The 16,892-nt window shown below is 58.6% G+C and carries 17 protein-coding genes and 1 other RNA gene; 13 read left to right on the forward strand and 5 right to left on the reverse strand.

Annotated elements, in window-relative coordinates:
• Positions 1-738: 738 nt before the first annotated feature.
• The 12 genes from ACVW0B_RS00335 to ACVW0B_RS00390 all read left to right on the forward strand — a co-directional run bounded on the left by ACVW0B_RS00335 (position 739) and on the right by ACVW0B_RS00390 (position 8,825).
• Positions 739-1,143, forward strand: a complete 405-nt coding sequence (locus ACVW0B_RS00335; protein WP_011433399.1) for a hypothetical protein — start codon at positions 739-741, stop codon at positions 1,141-1,143.
• A gap of 129 nt (positions 1,144-1,272) precedes the next feature.
• Positions 1,273-1,491 carry an NAD(P)H-quinone oxidoreductase subunit O gene (gene ndhO, locus ACVW0B_RS00340; RefSeq protein WP_011433398.1) on the forward strand — a complete coding sequence of 73 codons (219 nt, stop codon included), beginning with the start codon at positions 1,273-1,275 and terminating at the stop codon, positions 1,489-1,491.
• A 57-nt stretch (positions 1,492-1,548) separates the two neighbouring features.
• On the forward strand, positions 1,549-2,376 hold the full coding sequence (locus ACVW0B_RS00345; RefSeq protein ID WP_457490674.1) for a cell division protein FtsQ/DivIB: 828 nt from the start codon (positions 1,549-1,551) through the stop codon (positions 2,374-2,376).
• 7 nt (positions 2,377-2,383) lie between these two features.
• Complete coding sequence (locus tag ACVW0B_RS00350) at positions 2,384-3,109, forward strand: energy-coupling factor ABC transporter ATP-binding protein (RefSeq protein ID WP_457490675.1); 726 nt, start codon at positions 2,384-2,386, stop codon at positions 3,107-3,109.
• A gap of 526 nt (positions 3,110-3,635) precedes the next feature.
• On the forward strand, positions 3,636-3,944 hold the full coding sequence (locus ACVW0B_RS00355; protein ID WP_011430450.1) for a carbon dioxide-concentrating mechanism protein CcmK: 309 nt from the start codon (positions 3,636-3,638) through the stop codon (positions 3,942-3,944).
• A gap of 71 nt (positions 3,945-4,015) precedes the next feature.
• Positions 4,016-4,357 carry a carbon dioxide-concentrating mechanism protein CcmK gene (locus tag ACVW0B_RS00360; protein WP_011433395.1) on the forward strand — a complete coding sequence of 114 codons (342 nt, stop codon included), beginning with the start codon at positions 4,016-4,018 and terminating at the stop codon, positions 4,355-4,357.
• Complete coding sequence (locus tag ACVW0B_RS00365; RefSeq protein WP_011433394.1) at positions 4,357-4,656, forward strand: EutN/CcmL family microcompartment protein; 300 nt, start codon at positions 4,357-4,359, stop codon at positions 4,654-4,656. The genes ACVW0B_RS00360 and ACVW0B_RS00365 overlap by 1 nt, the downstream gene beginning before the upstream one ends.
• 71 nt (positions 4,657-4,727) lie before the next feature.
• Entirely contained in the window at positions 4,728-6,689 is a 1,962-nt protein-coding gene (locus ACVW0B_RS00370; RefSeq protein ID WP_457490676.1) for a ribulose bisphosphate carboxylase small subunit, read from the forward strand.
• Between the two features lie 66 nt (positions 6,690-6,755).
• Positions 6,756-7,439: a hypothetical protein gene (locus ACVW0B_RS00375; RefSeq protein WP_457490677.1), complete on the forward strand. Its 684-nt coding sequence runs from the start codon at positions 6,756-6,758 to the stop codon at positions 7,437-7,439.
• Between the two features lie 32 nt (positions 7,440-7,471).
• Entirely contained in the window at positions 7,472-8,188 is a 717-nt protein-coding gene (locus tag ACVW0B_RS00380; RefSeq protein WP_457406633.1) for a carbon dioxide-concentrating mechanism protein CcmK, read from the forward strand.
• A 72-nt stretch (positions 8,189-8,260) separates the two neighbouring features.
• Positions 8,261-8,358, forward strand: an RNA gene (ffs, locus tag ACVW0B_RS00385) — signal recognition particle sRNA small type.
• Between the two features lie 62 nt (positions 8,359-8,420).
• The gene (locus tag ACVW0B_RS00390) at positions 8,421-8,825 is read left to right on the forward strand and encodes a hypothetical protein (protein WP_457490678.1); all 405 of its coding nucleotides are present in this window, start codon (positions 8,421-8,423) and stop codon (positions 8,823-8,825) included.
• A gap of 302 nt (positions 8,826-9,127) precedes the next feature.
• On the opposite strand, the gene serS is transcribed toward ACVW0B_RS00390, so the two are convergent.
• The 4 genes from serS to ACVW0B_RS00410 all read right to left on the reverse strand — a co-directional run bounded on the left by serS (position 9,128) and on the right by ACVW0B_RS00410 (position 13,656).
• Entirely contained in the window at positions 9,128-10,435 is a 1,308-nt protein-coding gene (serS, locus tag ACVW0B_RS00395; protein WP_414413348.1) for a serine--tRNA ligase, read from the reverse strand.
• 34 nt (positions 10,436-10,469) lie between these two features.
• Complete coding sequence (gene ilvC / locus ACVW0B_RS00400) at positions 10,470-11,462, reverse strand: ketol-acid reductoisomerase (RefSeq protein WP_414329205.1); 993 nt, start codon at positions 11,460-11,462, stop codon at positions 10,470-10,472.
• A gap of 63 nt (positions 11,463-11,525) precedes the next feature.
• Positions 11,526-13,007 carry a glycosyltransferase gene (locus tag ACVW0B_RS00405; protein ID WP_457490679.1) on the reverse strand — a complete coding sequence of 494 codons (1,482 nt, stop codon included), beginning with the start codon at positions 13,005-13,007 and terminating at the stop codon, positions 11,526-11,528.
• A gap of 187 nt (positions 13,008-13,194) precedes the next feature.
• On the reverse strand, positions 13,195-13,656 hold the full coding sequence (locus tag ACVW0B_RS00410) for a YlqD family protein (protein WP_011433386.1): 462 nt from the start codon (positions 13,654-13,656) through the stop codon (positions 13,195-13,197).
• Between the two features lie 278 nt (positions 13,657-13,934).
• On the opposite strand from ACVW0B_RS00410, the gene hemC reads away from it, so the two are divergent.
• Complete coding sequence (gene hemC / locus ACVW0B_RS00415) at positions 13,935-14,921, forward strand: hydroxymethylbilane synthase (RefSeq protein ID WP_457490680.1); 987 nt, start codon at positions 13,935-13,937, stop codon at positions 14,919-14,921.
• 1,068 nt (positions 14,922-15,989) lie between these two features.
• Here hemC and ACVW0B_RS00420 read toward each other — a convergent pair.
• The gene (locus tag ACVW0B_RS00420; protein WP_457385239.1) at positions 15,990-16,853 is read right to left on the reverse strand and encodes a hypothetical protein; all 864 of its coding nucleotides are present in this window, start codon (positions 16,851-16,853) and stop codon (positions 15,990-15,992) included.
• Between the last annotated feature and the right edge of the window lie 39 nt (positions 16,854-16,892).

Below are 16,892 nucleotides of genomic sequence, written 5' to 3' on the forward strand. Positions count from 1 at the left end.
TTTGAGATTCCTCAATAACATCACCTGAAAGTCAGTTGGTTGTTCAGCCCTCACCAAAATAGGGAGTCTGTTAAGATGAGCGTACAGCGTTCACCCGTAGTTGGTCCAAGCAAGAGTCGGCTTGCAACAAGTTTAGAATCGACGGATCAGCGGCTTAACATTCAAATCTTGGCCCGGTGTATTGGCACTGCCTTGAACCTGGGCGCTCCTCTCAGGGTTGAAGTACACTACACCTCAAAAGTGCAGCAGTAAGGTTTTCTTACCAGGCCGATCTGGAGGCACAGCTTCATACTGCAGTTTTTACTTATCTGAGCCTGGAGTGAGTTTTTGGACTTCTTACTTCACTGTATAGCCATATAGCCACTGCTAGCTAAGACAACGCATCTAGCGTATGAGGAAACTCCTCTGGCTCTCTAGAAGAGAGGAGCGAGCGTAAGCCAATTTCTCGGCCAGAAGGTTGTATGGCAGTCGGCTACAGGGATCCCTGAACTTCCTGATCCTGAGATGCTTTGGGGATGAGTTACATTGCCATCGGCCAAACCCTTTGCCAGAGGTTGAAACTCTCTCCCTCTGAGGTGCGGGATCCAGAAACCCTTCTGCCCCGGAGGGCAGGGTGCTCTAAGTTGGCTTAACATTATTTCATGACCGGGCCTGGCCCTCACCTTGCCAAGGGCGGGTGGCCAATATCAGTGCCTAGGGATCCGGCTCAACTTCCTTCCCATTGCAGGCAAAACGACCATGGTAGGCATCTTCAAGCGCTTGTTCGGCTCGCGCGGCAAAGCTGCGGCCACGTCCTCACCGGAAACTGTTGCTAAGCCAACCCCAAAGAAAGCGAAAAACGACAATACTTTTTTTCTCGACCCAGATGAAGCCAAAACCCTTGGCAACATCGAGTATATGCGCACCCCCAGGATCGTGAAGCACACCTTCCAGGATTTCGGCAGCAAGGAGAAGGTGGAGGTGGTGGAGCAGGTCTCTTCCCTCAGCAAAGTTAAGTTGTCCACAGAGCAAGCCAAAACTCCTGAAACTGCTGCTGAGCAGGGATCCTCCGCTTCAAGCAGCAGCGGAGCAAGCCCACGCCGTCAGGGGGGATCGGACATGGATACCTTCCGCAATATGGCCCGCAGCCTGAGACGCAAATAGGCCAAATTCAGGTTGATCCCTGTCAGAGCCAACCAGAGGCTGGATCCCAGCTTTCCTCTTCGCAGCAGCGACAGGCGTGATACAACTGCTATCGAACCGGCTAATCTGCGACTGAACTGAGGAGGAGCAATGGCAATCAAGCGAGGCACCTTGGTGCGGGCTATCCGCGAGAAACTGGAGGGTAGCTTAGAAGCGCAGGCAAGCGATCCTTTTATTCCCAACTACGTTTTCGAGACCCCCGGAGAAGTCGTGGATATCAAAGGTGACTACCTGCAGATTAAGTTTGGGGCTGTTCCCACCCCTACGGTTTGGCTGCGGGCGGATCAGGTTCAGGAGATGGCGGGTTGAGTAGAAGCACGGAATGTTCCCCATCTGCATACCCCGTGATGGGGTGAAGGGGGATCCATGGCACTCCTGGCTGCTCCCAACCGTGAACAAATCCTGCAGCGTAGGCAGCTTTTGCGTCGGCAACGGCGCAGCCGATTCTGGCAGGGATCCTGGCGCCTGACCGGTTCGATGGCCCTCTTGGCGCTGCTGGTGCTGGGCCTACGGCAGCCCCACTGGCAAATTCGTCAGCCAGAACAGATTCAGGTAAAGGGTGCCCACTGGGTCGATCCCGCCTGGATACGGGCACAATTGCCCCTGCAGTATCCCCTCAACATTTGGCAGGTGCAACCGGCTGTTTTGGAAAGGGCTTTGCTGGGATCCCCGACCCGCCCCTCTCCCATCGAAAGCGTCCAGGTGCAGCGGCGGCTGCTGCCGGTGGGTGTCATCGTCCAGGTGCGGGAACGGCAACCTGTGGCGCGCGCGCGATGGGGCAACCAACTGGGCTGGGTGGATGTCCAGGGCAACTGGCTGTCTCCGGATCCCTACCGTTCCCCCGCGTCTTGGCCTGAGCTGGAGCTGCTGGGCTGGGAGAACCACACCCCAGACCAATGGGCGCTGTTGCTCAAGGCTTTGCAGCAATCCGAAATCCAGATTAGGGCAGTGGATTGGCAATCTGGAGCGGGGATCACTCTGCATACTGAGCTGGGCAACGTCTACCTGGGGCCAATTTCCGACCGCTTGCCCTTGCAAATTCAGACCCTCAACCAAATGCGGGATCTGCGCCGCTACTGCGAGTGTACGCCCGACGACATCGTCCACATTGACCTGACCAGCCCCAGTGTGCCCACCTTGCAACTTACCCCCACGGCCACCCAGGAGCGCTGGAAAGACCTGCGAATGCCCTAGCTTTGCTATGAACCCGGTGCCGGCGGTGGAGGTGAACCAATTGTGGACAGCTTATCCCGGTCATCCGCCGGTGCTGCAAGGGCTGGATCTACGGGTCGAGGTTGGGCAACATCTGGGGGTGATCGGCCCCAATGGCGCGGGTAAAACTACCCTGTTCCTCACCCTCTGCGGCCTGTTGCCCCCCTGCTCTGGCCAGGTGAGTTTGTTTGGCCAGCCGCTGCGGCCCGGCCAGTTTCGCCCTGAGGTGGGGTTGGTGTTTCAGGATCCCAACGACCAACTGTTTGCCCCATCGGTGGCCGAAGATGTGGCCTTCGGACTGCGCAATTTGGCCCGTCCTGAGGCGGAGATTGCGGCTGCCGTTCAGGCCGCCCTGCAGATGACCGGCACCCTCCATTTGGCCGATCGTCCCCCCCATCACCTCTCTGGTGGGGAAAAGCGCATGGTCGCCATTGCCGGGATCCTGGCGATGAAACCCCAGTTGGTGCTCTACGATGAGCCGACGGCCAACCTCGATTTGCGAGCCCGGCGCCGGTTGATAGTTTTTTTGCAACAGGCCACCCACACTTTTCTGCTGGCTTCCCACGATCTGGAGCTGATCCTGGAGGTGTGCGATCAGGTCATCCTGTTGGATCAAGGTCGGATCTGGGCCCAGGGATCCCCAGCCCACCTGATGGGCCGAGCCGACCTCATGGAAGCCCACGGCCTGGAAGTGCCCCCCTCACTGCGCCGATGATCCAGGAGTCGATGAGCGGTGAAAGTTGAAAAGATGTCAAGAATTATTTTTGAATTGATAACAATTTTGCCTCTCTTAATAAAAAGCTATCGTGCTAATTAAAAATATTGATTTTCGTCCAGGATTAAATAGGGATATCATTTTGTTAAGTCGGGGATCCCTTCTCTGAGTCGTCCTAATCGATTTTGTATGATCGATTGTGTACAAGAAAGATGTGGACTTAGCTCAGAGTTGGCAGCTTTGCCCGCCTGAGTGACAGTTGCGGTTAACCCTGATGGCTCCTACAACCTGTTCTGACTTCAGTCGGAGGTCTGTGGCTCAGAGCCTTCTCCCCTCAGAGGGGGGTCTCTGGTGGCTGGGGTAGGTGTCGCCGGGAAAAGCTGTCAATCGAGATTTGGGCAGAGGATCTCTCTGATGAAATCGAAAGGAGATTGCATGAGCGAACCCAATAAGCGAGATCAATTTGCCTTGTTGCTGGGTTCGACAGCGTTCAGGAACTGAGTGTGTTCAAAAGTGGAGAGTTGATATGCCTATTGCAGTTGGAATGATCGAGACCCGCGGGTTCCCGGCAGTGGTAGAAGCTGCCGACGCCATGGTCAAGGCAGCCCGCGTTACCCTGGTGGGTTACGAGAAAATCGGCAGCGGTCGGGTCACCGTGATCGTGCGGGGGGATGTCTCGGAGGTGCAAGCCTCGGTGGCTGCCGGTTTGGAGTCTGCCAAGCGGGTGAGCGGGGGTGAGATTCTCTCCCACCACATCATTGCCCGTCCCCACGAGAACCTGGAGTTTGTGTTGCCCATCCGCTATACCGAGGCGGTAGAGCAGTTCCGCACCTAGTCCCCACTTCAGTAAAGTTCGCACCCCAGAAAGTTCGCACCCCACTTTCACTTTCAGCGTAAGGAGTACCTATGGCTATTGCAGTTGGAATGATCGAAACCCTGGGCTTCCCGGCAGTGGTAGAAGCTGCCGACGCCATGGTCAAGGCAGCCCGCGTTACCCTGGTGGGTTACGAGAAAATCAGCAGCGGTCGGGTCACCGTGATCGTGCGGGGGGATGTCTCGGAGGTGCAAGCCTCGGTGGCTGCCGGCATTGACTCGGTGAAGCGGGTGAACGGCGGCCAGTTGTTGTCTTGGCACATTATCGCCCGTCCCCACGAGAACCTGGAGTACGTGTTGCCCATTCGCTACACCGAGGATGTGGCTCAGTTCCGCGAAGGGGTCAATGCCATCCGTCCCTTCACCCGTCCCTGATGCGTATTGCCATTGTGCGGGGCACCGTCACCAGCACTCAAAAGGATCCCAGCTTGACGGGCGTGAAGTTTTTGTTGGTGCAGTACGTCGATCTCGAGGGCCAGCCGCAACCCGATTACGCTGTGGCTGCCGATCCGGTGGGGGCCGGCATTGACGAGTGGGTGCTGGTTAGCCAAGGCAGTGCCGCTCGCCAGCCGCAAGGAAACCAGACTCGCCCGCTGGATGCGGTGGTGATGGCGATTATCGATACGGTCAGCGTTGGCGGTCGCTCTCTCTACAACAAGCGCGATCAACGCTAGCTGGGATCCCTTCCCTTCTCATCTCTCTTGCTGCCCTTGTCCGCCCTACTGCGTTCTAGAGGCTCACGGTTATGCCTGCTCACACCTATGCTGCACCGCCAACGCCCTGGTCTCGCCGACTGGCGGAGCCCAAGATCGATCCCACAGCCTACGTGCATTCTTTCTCCAACCTCATTGGGGATGTGCGGGTGGAAGCGGAGGTGCTGATCGCCCCGGGAACTTCCATTCGCGCTGACGAGGGATCCCCCTTCCACATTGGCGCCAGATCCAACATTCAGGATGGGGTGGTCATCCACGGCCTGGAACAGGGGCGGGTGATAGGAGAAGACGGCCAACCCTACTCCGTTTGGATTGGCAGAAACACTTCCATTGCCCACATGGCTCTGATCCACGGGCCGGCCTACGTGGGCAACGACTGCTTTATTGGCTTCCGCTCGACGGTGTTCAACGCTCGGGTTGGGGATGGCTGCATCATCATGTTGCATTGCCTGATCCAGGATGTGGAGATCCCCCCAGGCAAGTACGTGCCTTCTGGATCCATCATCACCACCCAGGCCGAGGCCGACCGGCTGCCCGACGTCCAGGATAGCGATGCCAAGTTTGCCCAACACGTGATCGGCATCAACCAAGCCCTGCGAGAGGGCTACCAGTGCAGCGAAAACCTCGTCTGTATCGCTCCCATCCGCAACGAACTGCAGCGCACCTCTAACTCAACGGCTACGGAGACGGCACCCATGACTCATTCTTCCCATCGCGGCAATGGCCGGAACGGCGGCGGATCCCCTCTCAAGCCGGAGGTGGTGGAGCAAATTCGCGCCCTGCTGGCCCAAGGCTATCGCGTGGGGCTGGAATATGCCGATGCTCGCCGCTTCAAAACCTCTTCCTGGCAAAGCGAAAGCCCAATCACCAGCACCCACGAGGCGGAGGTGGTGCAGTCATTGGGGGCCATCCTGGCAGAACACCAAGGGGAATATGTGCGCCTGCTGGGGATCGATCCCAAGGCCAAACGGCGGGTGCTGGAGCAGATCATCCAAACCCCCGATGGGCCGGCGCTGGTCTCTGGGATGCCCAGCCGCGTCTCGGCAGCCACTGCCCCGAGTTCTGGCACATCCGGCCCTCAGTCTGGCTCAGGGCTAGAGGAAGAAATCCGAACGCTGTTGGCGCAGGGGTATCGCATTGGCCTGGAGGTGGCCGATGCCCGCCGCTACCGCACCTCTTCTTGGCAGACCTTGGGTAATTTGAGCGGTCAGCCGCAGGAGATCCTGGCCGCTGTTCAGGCTGCCCTGGCGGAGCACCGAGGGGAATATGTGCGCCTGCTGGGGATCGATCCCAAAGGCAAACGGCGGGTGCTGGAGAAGGTCATTCAAACCCCGCAAGGCCAGGTGAGCAGCAGTCCTGCAGGAACCGGCGTGGTGGCAGATACGGCTCCTGCGGCAGGGGGCAGTGCCGGCCTGGATCTGGAGGTGCAGGAGGAGGTGCATCGGCTGCTGGCTCAGGGCTATCGCATCGGCTACGAATATGCCGACGAGCGCCGCTTCAAAACCTCTTCCTGGCAGAGTGGGCCGGCCATTCGCGCCACCCGCGGGCCAGAGGTGTTGGCCAAGCTGACGGCTGCCCTGGCGGAGCACCAGGGAGAATATGTGCGCCTGCTGGGGATCGATCCCAAAGGCAAACGGCGGGTCTATGAGCGCATCATCCAAACCCCTAGCGGAAAATCTGCTGCTGCTGCCGCGGCTCCTGCTTCTGCCCCCAAGGGATCCCCTTCTGGCACCCGCCTCAATGCCGAGGTGGTGGCTCAGGTGCAGCAGTTGCTCAGCCAAGGCTACCGCATCGGCACCGAACATGCGGACAAGCGCCGTTTTCGCACGTCTTCCTGGCAAAGCTGTAGCCCCATCGAGGCCACCCAAGTGCCCCAAGTGGTGGCGGCTCTAGAAGCCTGCCTGGCGGAACACCAGGGAGAATACGTTCGCCTGCTGGGGATCGATCCCAAGGCCAAACGGCGAGTGCTGGAGCAGATCATCCAAACCCCTTGAGGGATCCCAGCTTTTTTTGACCTCTGTTGGTTCAAGCCCAACCCCCCAGCGATGAGGAGCACTTTGTTGGCCTATACTTTGCCCAACTCCATGACGCTCCGCGCCTTGCCTGGCCAGAACGACGAAACTCGCTATTTTGTCAGTGGTGAGGTACAGGTGGAAGCCGGGGTGGGGATTGGGGCAGGGGTGCTGCTGCGGGCCAACCCCGGCTGTCGAATTCACATCGGGCGCGGCGCGTGTATCGGCATGGGATCCGTCCTGCACGCCTGTGGGGGATCCCTCATCGTGGAGGCGGGAGCAACCTTGGGAATGGGGGTGCTGGTGATCGGGCAGGGCACCATCGGCAAAAACGCCTGCATCGGCTCAGAAACCACAGTGCTGAATTGTTCGGTGCTCAGCCAAGCAGTCATTCCCCCCGGCTCGCTGCTCGGGGATCCCACCTATGGTTTCGATCTCCAGGAGGCGGGCGGCAGCAAGCCCATCCCGGCAGAGCCCTCGCCGGCGGCAGTGGAAATGGCTCCAGAGATGTCGCCTGAGCCGTCTCCCCCACCCAGTTCTCCGGTGGCCAATGTTGAAAAGCAAACCCGCCGCTGGCAGGAAGCTGCCGAGCAAACCCAAGAAAAGTCCGGTTCCCCAAGGACCAAAACGCGCAACCTCAACGGGATCCCTGGCCATTCGGAATTGGATCGCCTCTTGGGCAAGATTTATCCCTATCGACAGGTGCTCTCCTCTGGGGATGGCCGGCTCTGATGGCTAAACTGGCGTGAGTAGTTAGGATGCCGATGTCAACCTCCCTGGGCCTGATTCAGACGCGCAGCTTTCCGGTCATCGTGCGCATTGCCGACGCTATGACCAAGTCGGCAGGCGTGACGCTGATCGGCTTTGAGAAAACCTCGGGGGGCTATTGCACAGCCATTGTGCGGGGGGGAATTGCCGATGTGCGCATTGCCATTGAGGAGGGAATTGAGCTGGCCCGCCAGTTCGAGCAAGAGGAGATCTCCAGTTTGGTGATCCCGCGCCCCCTGCCCAACTTGGAAGTGGTGCTGCCGATCAGCAGCAAGCTGTCTCAACTGGCACAAAACCGCGGCTACAGCCGCCTCAGTAACTTGGCCGTGGGCCTGCTGGAAACTCGCGGCTTCCCGGCAATGGTGGGAGCTGCCGATGTCATGCTCAAAACCGCGGATGTCCAACTGGCGGCCTACGAGACCATTGGGGATGGCCTATGTACGGCCATTATCCGCGGTACAGTGGCCAACGTGGCCATTGCCATCGATGCCGGCATGTACGAAGCAGAGCGCATTGGGGAATTGCACGCGGTGGCAGTGATCCCCCGCCCTCTGGACGAACTGGAGCAAGCGCTGCCCGTGGCCAGTTGTTTTGTTGCTCAACCGGTTACCCTGCCGGTAACCCTTCCTCAAGTTCAGGAACAGGAGGTGCAACGCAGCGATACAGCCGTAGAGCGGATCCCTGTTTATCTGGAGCCGCCTGAAACTCCCTAGCCCCCTGAGAAACCCATCTGTTGCCCAAGAAAGCCGAGCAGGGCAGAGGGGAAAAATGCTAGGCTACTGGAAGACCTGGGTCCGTGCAGCTCCGACGCCCAAACCGTGTCAGGATCGGAAGATAGCAGCACCACGGGATGCTCTGAGCAGGCGCGTCAACCCGGGTCGCCCTTTGCAGCCCTACTTCTCTCTGCTGGGTTCTCTCCTCCTTGCCCTAGCAGCGCATTACACTATGTCCGAAACAGACAATCCCCTCGCCAACTGGGCTCAAAAAGCCTTTTACTTCGGCATGGGTTTGGCGGCTGTGGCGGCGGATAATGCTGCCAAGGTGGCCAGCAAAGCGGGTATCCGTCTGATGGAGTTGCGCAAGCAGGCGCAAGCTTTGGTGGACGAGCTGGTGGAGCGGGGGGCGATGACCGCTGAAGAGGCGCGGGCTTACATGGATGCCATCGCCGCCAACGCCAACCGCAAGGGAGAAGACAGACAAACTGCCGGTCCCCGCAAGATCACCATTGATGACATTAGCGATACCGAGGGCGAGGCAGGCACGGCCATCGAACTTTCGGAAGCGGCCCGTCTGCGCCAGAAGATCGCCGAATTGCAAGCTGAGTTGGATCGCATCAAGGGCAAATCTTGAGCGGAAGGACAGCCCGGCAGGAAGGTAGGAATGCATTGCTTCCTAGCTCCTCTCCCCTTTTGCATAGCGGAAGCGGTACCGCAGAGCACTTGGGAAGTGTCTCAACCTAACTTGAAATGACCCTAAAGATTGAGGCTACCGTCAGGTGGATCGTCTCTGTGAAGTGTTAGGGATCCTCATCCTTGTAGAGCGAGGAGCAGGTCAAGCTGATTCATTTCCAAACTGCAGAAAAGATAAGGGCGTCTGCCAGGTGGGCAGGAGCGTCTCAATCGAGTCTCAATCAAACTGGGTTGAGTTTGAGCTCAGGCAGCAGGAATGAGGATCCCGTCTTCCGAGAGAAAGCGGGAGCTGAGAAAGGGACGCAGCGCCTTGGGAATGCGAATCGAGCCATCCGGCTGTTGGTGATTTTCCAGCAGGGCAGCCAGAGAGCGCCCCACCGCCAAGCCAGAGCCGTTCAGGGTGTGAACTAACTGGGTGCCTTTCTGGCCGGTCTCTTTGTAGCGCAGGTTAGCACGGCGGGCCTGAAAGTCCCAGCAGTTGGAGCAACTGGAGATCTCGCGGTATTGATTTTGGGAGGGGAACCACACCTCCAAGTCAAAGCAGCGGGCTGCCGCAAAGCCCAAATCGCCGCTACACAGCTCCACCACCCGGTAGGGCAGCTCCAGCATCTGTAAGATGGCCTCGGCATCCTGCACCAGCTTCTCGTGTTCAGCTTCCGATTGATCTGGGCGAGTGACCTTGACCAGCTCCACTTTTTGAAACTGGTGCAACCGGATCAGCCCCTTGGTGTCGCGGCCATAGCTGCCCGCCTCACGGCGAAAACAAGGGGTGTAAGCACAGAAGTAAAGAGGGAGGGACTCCGCAGGGATTACCTCATCCCGGTACAGGTTGGTGAGGGGAACTTCCGCCGTCGGGATCAGCCACAGGTCGTCATCAGCACAGCGAAAACTATCTTCGGCGAACTTGGGCAATTGCCCCGTCCCCTGTAAAGCAGCGCTGTTGACCAAAAAGGGCGGGATCACCTCGGTGTAGCCGGCTGCAACGTGGCGCTCCAGCATCATGGCAATCAAAGCCCGTTCCAGGGCCGCGCCTGCCCCCACCATAGCCACAAAGCGGCTTTGGGCCACTTTGACCGCACGGCCAATCTCCAGCAACCCCAGTTTTTCGGCAATCTCGTCATGGGGAAGGACAGGATGGGCCGGCTTTAGCTCCTCACCCCAGCGGCGCACCTCTACATTGTCGGCCTCATCTCGGCCAACCGGCACGCTGGGCAGGGGCAAATTGGGCAGGGTAAGCAGCCGAGCACGAATCTCCTCTTCCAGCTCCCGTTCCTGCTGCTCCAGTTGGGCAATCTCGGCCTTGAGATCCACCCCCCGCTGCCGCAGGGCCGCCACCTCGGGGCCTTGGGGATCCGCCCCCTGGCGGAGGATCTCGCCGACTTTTTTGCCGAGGCTGTTGCTTTCGGCCTGCAGGGATCCCTTGCGGGCCTCCAACTGCCGCCGCTCCCGATCCAACTGCAGGATCCCATCCAGATCGACTGTGGCCCGGCGGTTTTGCAGGGCTTGGCGTACCTGTTCAGGGCGATCCCGCAGCAGCTTCAGATCCAGCACAGAGATGGTCTACCCTCAGCTCCAGATATCCGACCTATTTCTTTAGCCAGCTAAACATGGCCCGCAGCTCCCTGCCCACCTGTTCAATGGGGTGTTCGGCCTCGCGGCGCCGCATCGCAGTAAGCCCTGGCTTGCCGGCCTGATTTTCCAAGACAAATTCACGGGCAAATTGGCCGCTTTGAATCTCGGCGAGGATGCGTTTCATCTCGGCGCGGGTTTGCTCCGTGATGATGCGGGGGCCACGGGTGTAGTCGCCGTATTCTGCCGTGTTGGAGATGCTGTGGCGCATTTTCTCCAAGCCCCCCTCGACAATGAGATCCACGATCAGCTTCACCTCGTGCAGGCACTCGAAGTAGGCCAGTTCCGGCTGGTAGCCCGCTTCCACCAAGGTTTCAAACCCCGCTTTGATCAGAGCCGTCAGCCCACCGCAGAGCACCACCTGCTCGCCAAAGAGGTCGGTTTCGGTCTCTTCCCGGAAGGTGGTTTCCAAAATGCCGGCCCGCGTGCCACCGATGGCTTTGGCATAGGCCATGGCCCGCTCCCGTGCCATTCCCGAGGCATCTTGATAGACGGCAAACAGGCAGGGCACCCCTTCCCCCGCTTGGTAGGTGCGCCGCACCAAGTGCCCAGGGCCTTTGGGGGCAACCATGATGACATCCACGTCTGCCGGCGGCTGGATCTGCCCGAAGTGAATGTTGAAGCCGTGGGCAAAGAGGAGCACGTTCCCCGGCTGCAGGTGGGGACGGATTTCGCCCTGGAAAACGGCCTTTTGCACTTCATCGGGCAGCAAAACCATTACCCAATCGGCGGCAGCGGCAGCATCCGCCACCGTTTTGACCATTAAGCCGTCTTGCTCGGCTTTGGGCCAGGAAGGGCTGCCAGGGTAAAGGCCAACGATGACCTGGACACCGCTATCGCGCAAATTGAGGGCGTGGGCGTGGCCTTGGCTGCCATAGCCGATGATGGCAACGGTTTTATCGGCCAAAGGCTCCAGGTTGGCGTCGGTGTCGTAGTAGAGGCGGGCCATGGTCGAGCAGGGCGTGAGCAGGTGCTTGACTAGGATAGCAGGATTGGATCCAACTTGCTGACCTCAAGCGCCGTGATGAACAGTTTTCACCCACCTTAGGCGCTTGGGCTGTACACACATGCGAGCGGTTGTGGCGATCATAACCGGCAGCCAGTGGAGCATGTAGACCAAGCCCAGGGCGGTGTGCCACCAAAGTCGCCGTCCGCGCAAGCCCTCCACCTGGCGTAGCCCCCGGTAAAAAGCCACCGTCAGGCAGCCCATCACCAGAGCGTTCAAGGGGAGCAGCACCGAGGAGTGGCCCGCCAACAGCACCCAGAGGGTGTCGGGAACCAAGGCCATCGGCAGCAAGTACTGAGAAATAAAGAAGGCCCAGAGATCTACTGTTTTGGCCATCCCCATCCGGCGACCGAGGATCCCTGGCCAGTAGTCGAGATAGCGCTGGTAGCCCCCTTCCGCCCAGCGGCAGCGCTGGTGCCAGAGACTTTTCCAAGAGGTGACCCCTTCTTCGACGATGGCCGGCTCCGTCAGAAAGGCGATATCTACGCCCGCCAGGTGCAGCTTGAAGGTGAGATCCAGGTCGTCAGTGAGGGTGCTCTCATTCCAGCCGCCGCACTTTTCCAAGACATCTCGCCGCACCAGTTGGCCATTGCCGCGTAGCTCGCCAATGCCCCTCACGGCCACGCGCTGCTGCTGAAAATAAGCGTCGGAGGCCATTTCCGCCACCTGCCCCAGAGTCCAGAAGTTGACGTTGGGGTTGCTCAGGGCCTTGCGCACCTGGACAGCGCCTACCGTCCGTCTGCTGAAACGGCTGCGCAGGCTTCCCACTTGAACAAACAAGGGCAGAGTGCGGGCAAGAAAATCCGAAGGCACCACAGCATCGGCATCGCAGACCAGGATGATCTCCCCTTGGGTGAGGGGCAGTACCTCGTTGAGGGCACCGGACTTGCCCCCCCCTCGTCCTGGCTGCCGCCGGTAAACCCGCAGATGCGGGATCCGCTTTTGGGCTTCCCGCAGAACTTCAGGGGTGGCATCGCTGCTGTTGTCGTCGATGGCCCACAGCTCCAGATGGCTGGTGGGGTAACGGAGCTGGGTCAAGCTGTGCAACAGCCGTGGGAGCACTGCGCTCTCATTCTTGGCTGGGATCAACACAGCCACACGGGGCAAGGCCAGCCCGCCCAACTCAGAAAGCCCGCTCTGCCCATCCCGTTGCATTGGCAGGACAGAGTCATTGTTGTTAGGGTCATCGCTGTTATCTGTTGACCTGGGATCCCGGCGGGTCGTGTCGGCAGAAGGAAGTCTCAGAGGGGGTAGGGAGGTCGCCGGTTGCAGGCGAAATAAGCGGCTAATGTGGATCACCATGAACGTGGCCAAACCAACGGTGATCCAACGGGCCGTCGGCACCACATGCATCAGGCTGACCAACCCCCACACCATGGCCAGAACCAGCAGAGCCTTGAGACGGCGGCGCTGGGCCGAGGTGAGCAACCAATCGGGAAGATGAAGATCCTCGAGAGGCTCTGGCTCTGACCAGACGAACTCAGACATGGGAATCCTCCCCCGGGCGGCAATGTTACCCAACCTCGCCAGCCTGTGCGAGCGTTAACCCAAAGGCTGTTAAGAGGTTGTTACCTATTGTCACCCATTGTGTTGGCGAAACGGAGTTCTCGAGAACCTACAGGCGAGAAAAATTGGGGATCCCGACTGCCGCTTCTCCGGCAAGGGGGTGAGTAGCCTATGGGTTACCGCGAATCTCTTTGATCACCCCATCTTCCAGAAGGATCTCGACCTGCATTTTCTGGATCAGGTTGTCTCCTTTTTGGACTCGGAAGAAGCTCTCCACATTGCCCTGCAGCACTTCTTGGTTAAGCTCCAGGGTGCTCAGTTGGTTGATCTGCTGCAACAATTGGTTTTTCTGATCCAAGAGGCGGATTTTCTGCTCGTTCACGCGGCTTTTCACCGCTTCCACCTGTTGGAGCACTTGGGGGCTGTTGGGGTTGGGGCTCTGTTTCTCCAGTTCGGCAATAGCCCGCTTGCCCTGAAACTCCAGCTGTTGCATCTGAGCATCGGTGGCTTCGATCTGCCGCTCTAATTGCTCCTGCATTTCCTTTTTCCAAAGGGGTGTGACCACCACCTTAACGGGAATGTTGCGTTTGAGCAGTAATTGAGTGCCGTTGCTGACGTTGTTTTCTTCCATAAGACTCATCCAGGCAGACGACCAACCAAACCAGGGGCTTGTGCCCATTGTAGAAAGCTCCCCTCAAAAGCTCTGGGGTTGGGGAAGAGGAGCTTGACAGACCGGATCCTCCCCCGCCGAGCCGGAGAATCCATCTACTTATCCTACCGGCTGGGATCCCTGCGGTAAAGTCTTGATTTCGGGAAACTGCAATTTTGGTTAAGGATCTTAAAGGCCGCCGCCTTGCCCTGGCACAGATTCGGCTAGCGTGAGAGACAGTGTTCTTTTTTGCGGCAGCCATGAGTGAACTGGCTTCGACCCCCTCCAAACTCTCTGCTGGGATCACCAAGCCGGTGCGGATCGCCTCTCGAAAAAGCGAGTTGGCTTTGGTGCAGACCCAGTGGGTGATGGGTCAGTTGCAAGAACACCATCCGGGATTACCTCTGGAGCTCAACACCCTCTCCACCCAGGGAGACATCATCCTGGATGTAGCCCTGGCCAAAATTGGGGACAAAGGTCTTTTTACCAAGGAATTGGAAGTTAGCCTGCTCAACGGCAGCAGCGACTTGGCGGTACACAGCCTTAAAGACTTACCCACCCGCCTGCCGGAGGGCTTGGTGTTGGGGGCGATCACGCGGCGGGAGGATCCCCTGGATGCTTTGGTGGTGGGGGAAAAGTTCCGGGATTACCGACTGGCCACCCTGCCAGAGGGGACGGTGATCGGCACTTCATCGCTGCGGCGGCTGGCCCAACTGCGCCATGCCTTTCCCCACTTGCGCTTTAAGGACGTGCGGGGCAACCTCAACACCCGCTTGGCCAAGCTGGAGAGGGGAGAGTACGACGGCCTGATTTTGGCAGTGGCCGGGTTGAAGCGCCTGGGCAAAGCCGACCGGATCCACGAGGTGCTGGATCCCAGCGTGTCTCTGTACGCGGTTGGGCAGGGATCCCTGGGAATCGAGTGCCGGCAGGGAGATGAGCGGATTCTGGAGCTTATCCGACCCTTGGCCGATGCGGAGGCCACAGCCCGCTGCTTGGCAGAGCGAGCTTTCCTGCGGGCTTTGGAAGGAGGGTGTCAAGTGCCCATTGGCGTTCACAGCCAAGTCCAAGGGGAGGCGCTGCACCTAACCGGTATGGTGGCCGACCTGGATGGCCGGCGGCTCATCCGCGATACTCAGACGGGATCCACCGCCGATCCCGAGGCAGTGGGGATGGCTCTTGCAGAAAAGCTAAAACAGCAGGGGGCCGACGAGATTTTGCAAGCCATTTTTGCCCAGGCCCGCCGTTAGGCTTTTCCACCCTTTCTGAGTAAGCCTTGAGGTCTGCAGCCAGGGGGAGTTGAAGAAAAGGGGGGCACGGAAGTCCCCCCTAAGGCAAATTTCACTCAACTTCAAATGGGAAATTCGCATTCGCAGCAGCAGTATCTAAGCTCTAGCTTAGCTTCCAAAACCGCCGTATCATCTTGAACTACTAAGGTCACTCGGTTGTTGGCAATCTCTGCCGGCGAGAGGGTTAGAGTTTTGGTGAAGGTTTGGCCAGGCGGACTTGGGGAAGTATACAAAAACCCCGCTTGAGTTGAAGTCCCGCCGTTGAATAGGTAGTACCTGTCGTTCCCGGCATTAGGAGCTGTGTTACTTGTTGCCCGCAAGTTATTGCGATAGGTAAACGTAAGGGTGCCTCCCATCCGGCAGCCCGTTTTACAAGGGGGGCTCCACTGGAAGGTATGAGCAAAGAGTTTATCGGCTTGGGGCTCTCCCCAGTTGACTGTCCCGAAAGGGCCCTGGAGAGTTGTCCAAATTTGGGTTGGAACCTCCGATTGCAGGGGGGAAGCAGGGTTTGGCGGAGGAGCGCTGAGGGTTACTGAGCGCAACACCATGGGTCTCGATCACCGAAGGCCAGGCAGAGGTCTTAGCGAAGGGGGGAAAGGAACCTGGCGGAATAGCTCATCTACAGTTTCTGAGGATTCTGCCGGAGCTATGGGATCTATGGGAACTAGGGAGGGTATCGATCTAGGCACAGAAGGCATAGGCTGCCTAGCTGGCTCCGGGGCCTGAGCCACTAAAAGATGATCTTCAGCCAAGGCAACACCCGAAAGAAAACCACTCTCCCAAAGGGGCGTAAGTAGCAAGGCTAAAATGCCCAAACGCAGTCCTACTTTCATTTGTATTCTCCAAATCTTGATAGAGATGCCCACTTCCTTCTCAGCTCAAGCCAAAGCTGAGAATTTACTAGCAAAGACATTGGGGAATACAAGCAGGTTCCTTAAACTTTGTAAATTCTTGTGAATTCCAGCTCAATTCCAGCTTTTTCCTTTGCTTGATCATGTAGCGGGGCTTGGCTTCCTAGAAGGGCAAGAATTAGAGACGGGAGAAAATCCGCCGCTCAAATTTCAGCCCCAGCCAGATTACCCCGATCCCACAGGCCACCAACACCGCCGACTTGGCCAACAGGCCGGTTGGGTACTCGAAAAAGCGGGTCAGCACCACCAGGGTTAGCCCCAACAGTCCCTGCCAGAAGCGCCCCCGCCGCCCTTGCTGTAGCCCTTCCCAGCAGAGCACTGCTGACAGCCCCAGCAACAGCAAGGTCACTATCCAGGGGGCAAAGAGGACCAAGGCTGCTCCTGCCGTCACGTTCAAAGGCACAGCGCTGCCGATCCCCAGCAAAAGCGCCAAGGCAACCAGAGAAATCAGAACAGCAGCATCCTTCAGCCAAGACGAAACGGGCTGGGATCCCTTCTCCTGCCAACCCTGCCACCAGCCCCAGCCCGCCAGCAGCAGCAACCCCACTGCCGACAAGCTCGCCCAGGGATCCCCAACGTTCCAGAGGGGATCCTCGGAAAGATCGACCCACGTCCCGACAAAGCTCCAGACATAGAGCAGGACACCCAGCCCCAGCAGAGCCAAGTTCTGGGCTGTCGGGGCCAAATCCAAGCCTTGCTCCAGCTCGCCGGGAAGCTCTGGATCCCTTCCTTCAGTTAAAACCCGGCTTAGCCAAGGCTTATGGCGTTGGTGCCACAGACCCAACCCCCACACAACTGCAACACCAAGCAGATGCAAAAGGGTTAAACCTTGGAAAGAGCTGCCCAAACGCTCGGCTAACCCTTGCAACGCCAGGCCAAAGTTCACCACGGCCAGGGCAAAAACCCAGCGAGAGCAACACCAATAGGCCAGAGGAACCAGCAGGCCCAGGGTCAACCAAGGATAGAGGATGACTCTAGTCAATAATAAGCTCAACTATACTGAAAATAATGTATAATATGC

The organism is Thermostichus sp. MS-CIW-23, from assembly GCF_054059455.1.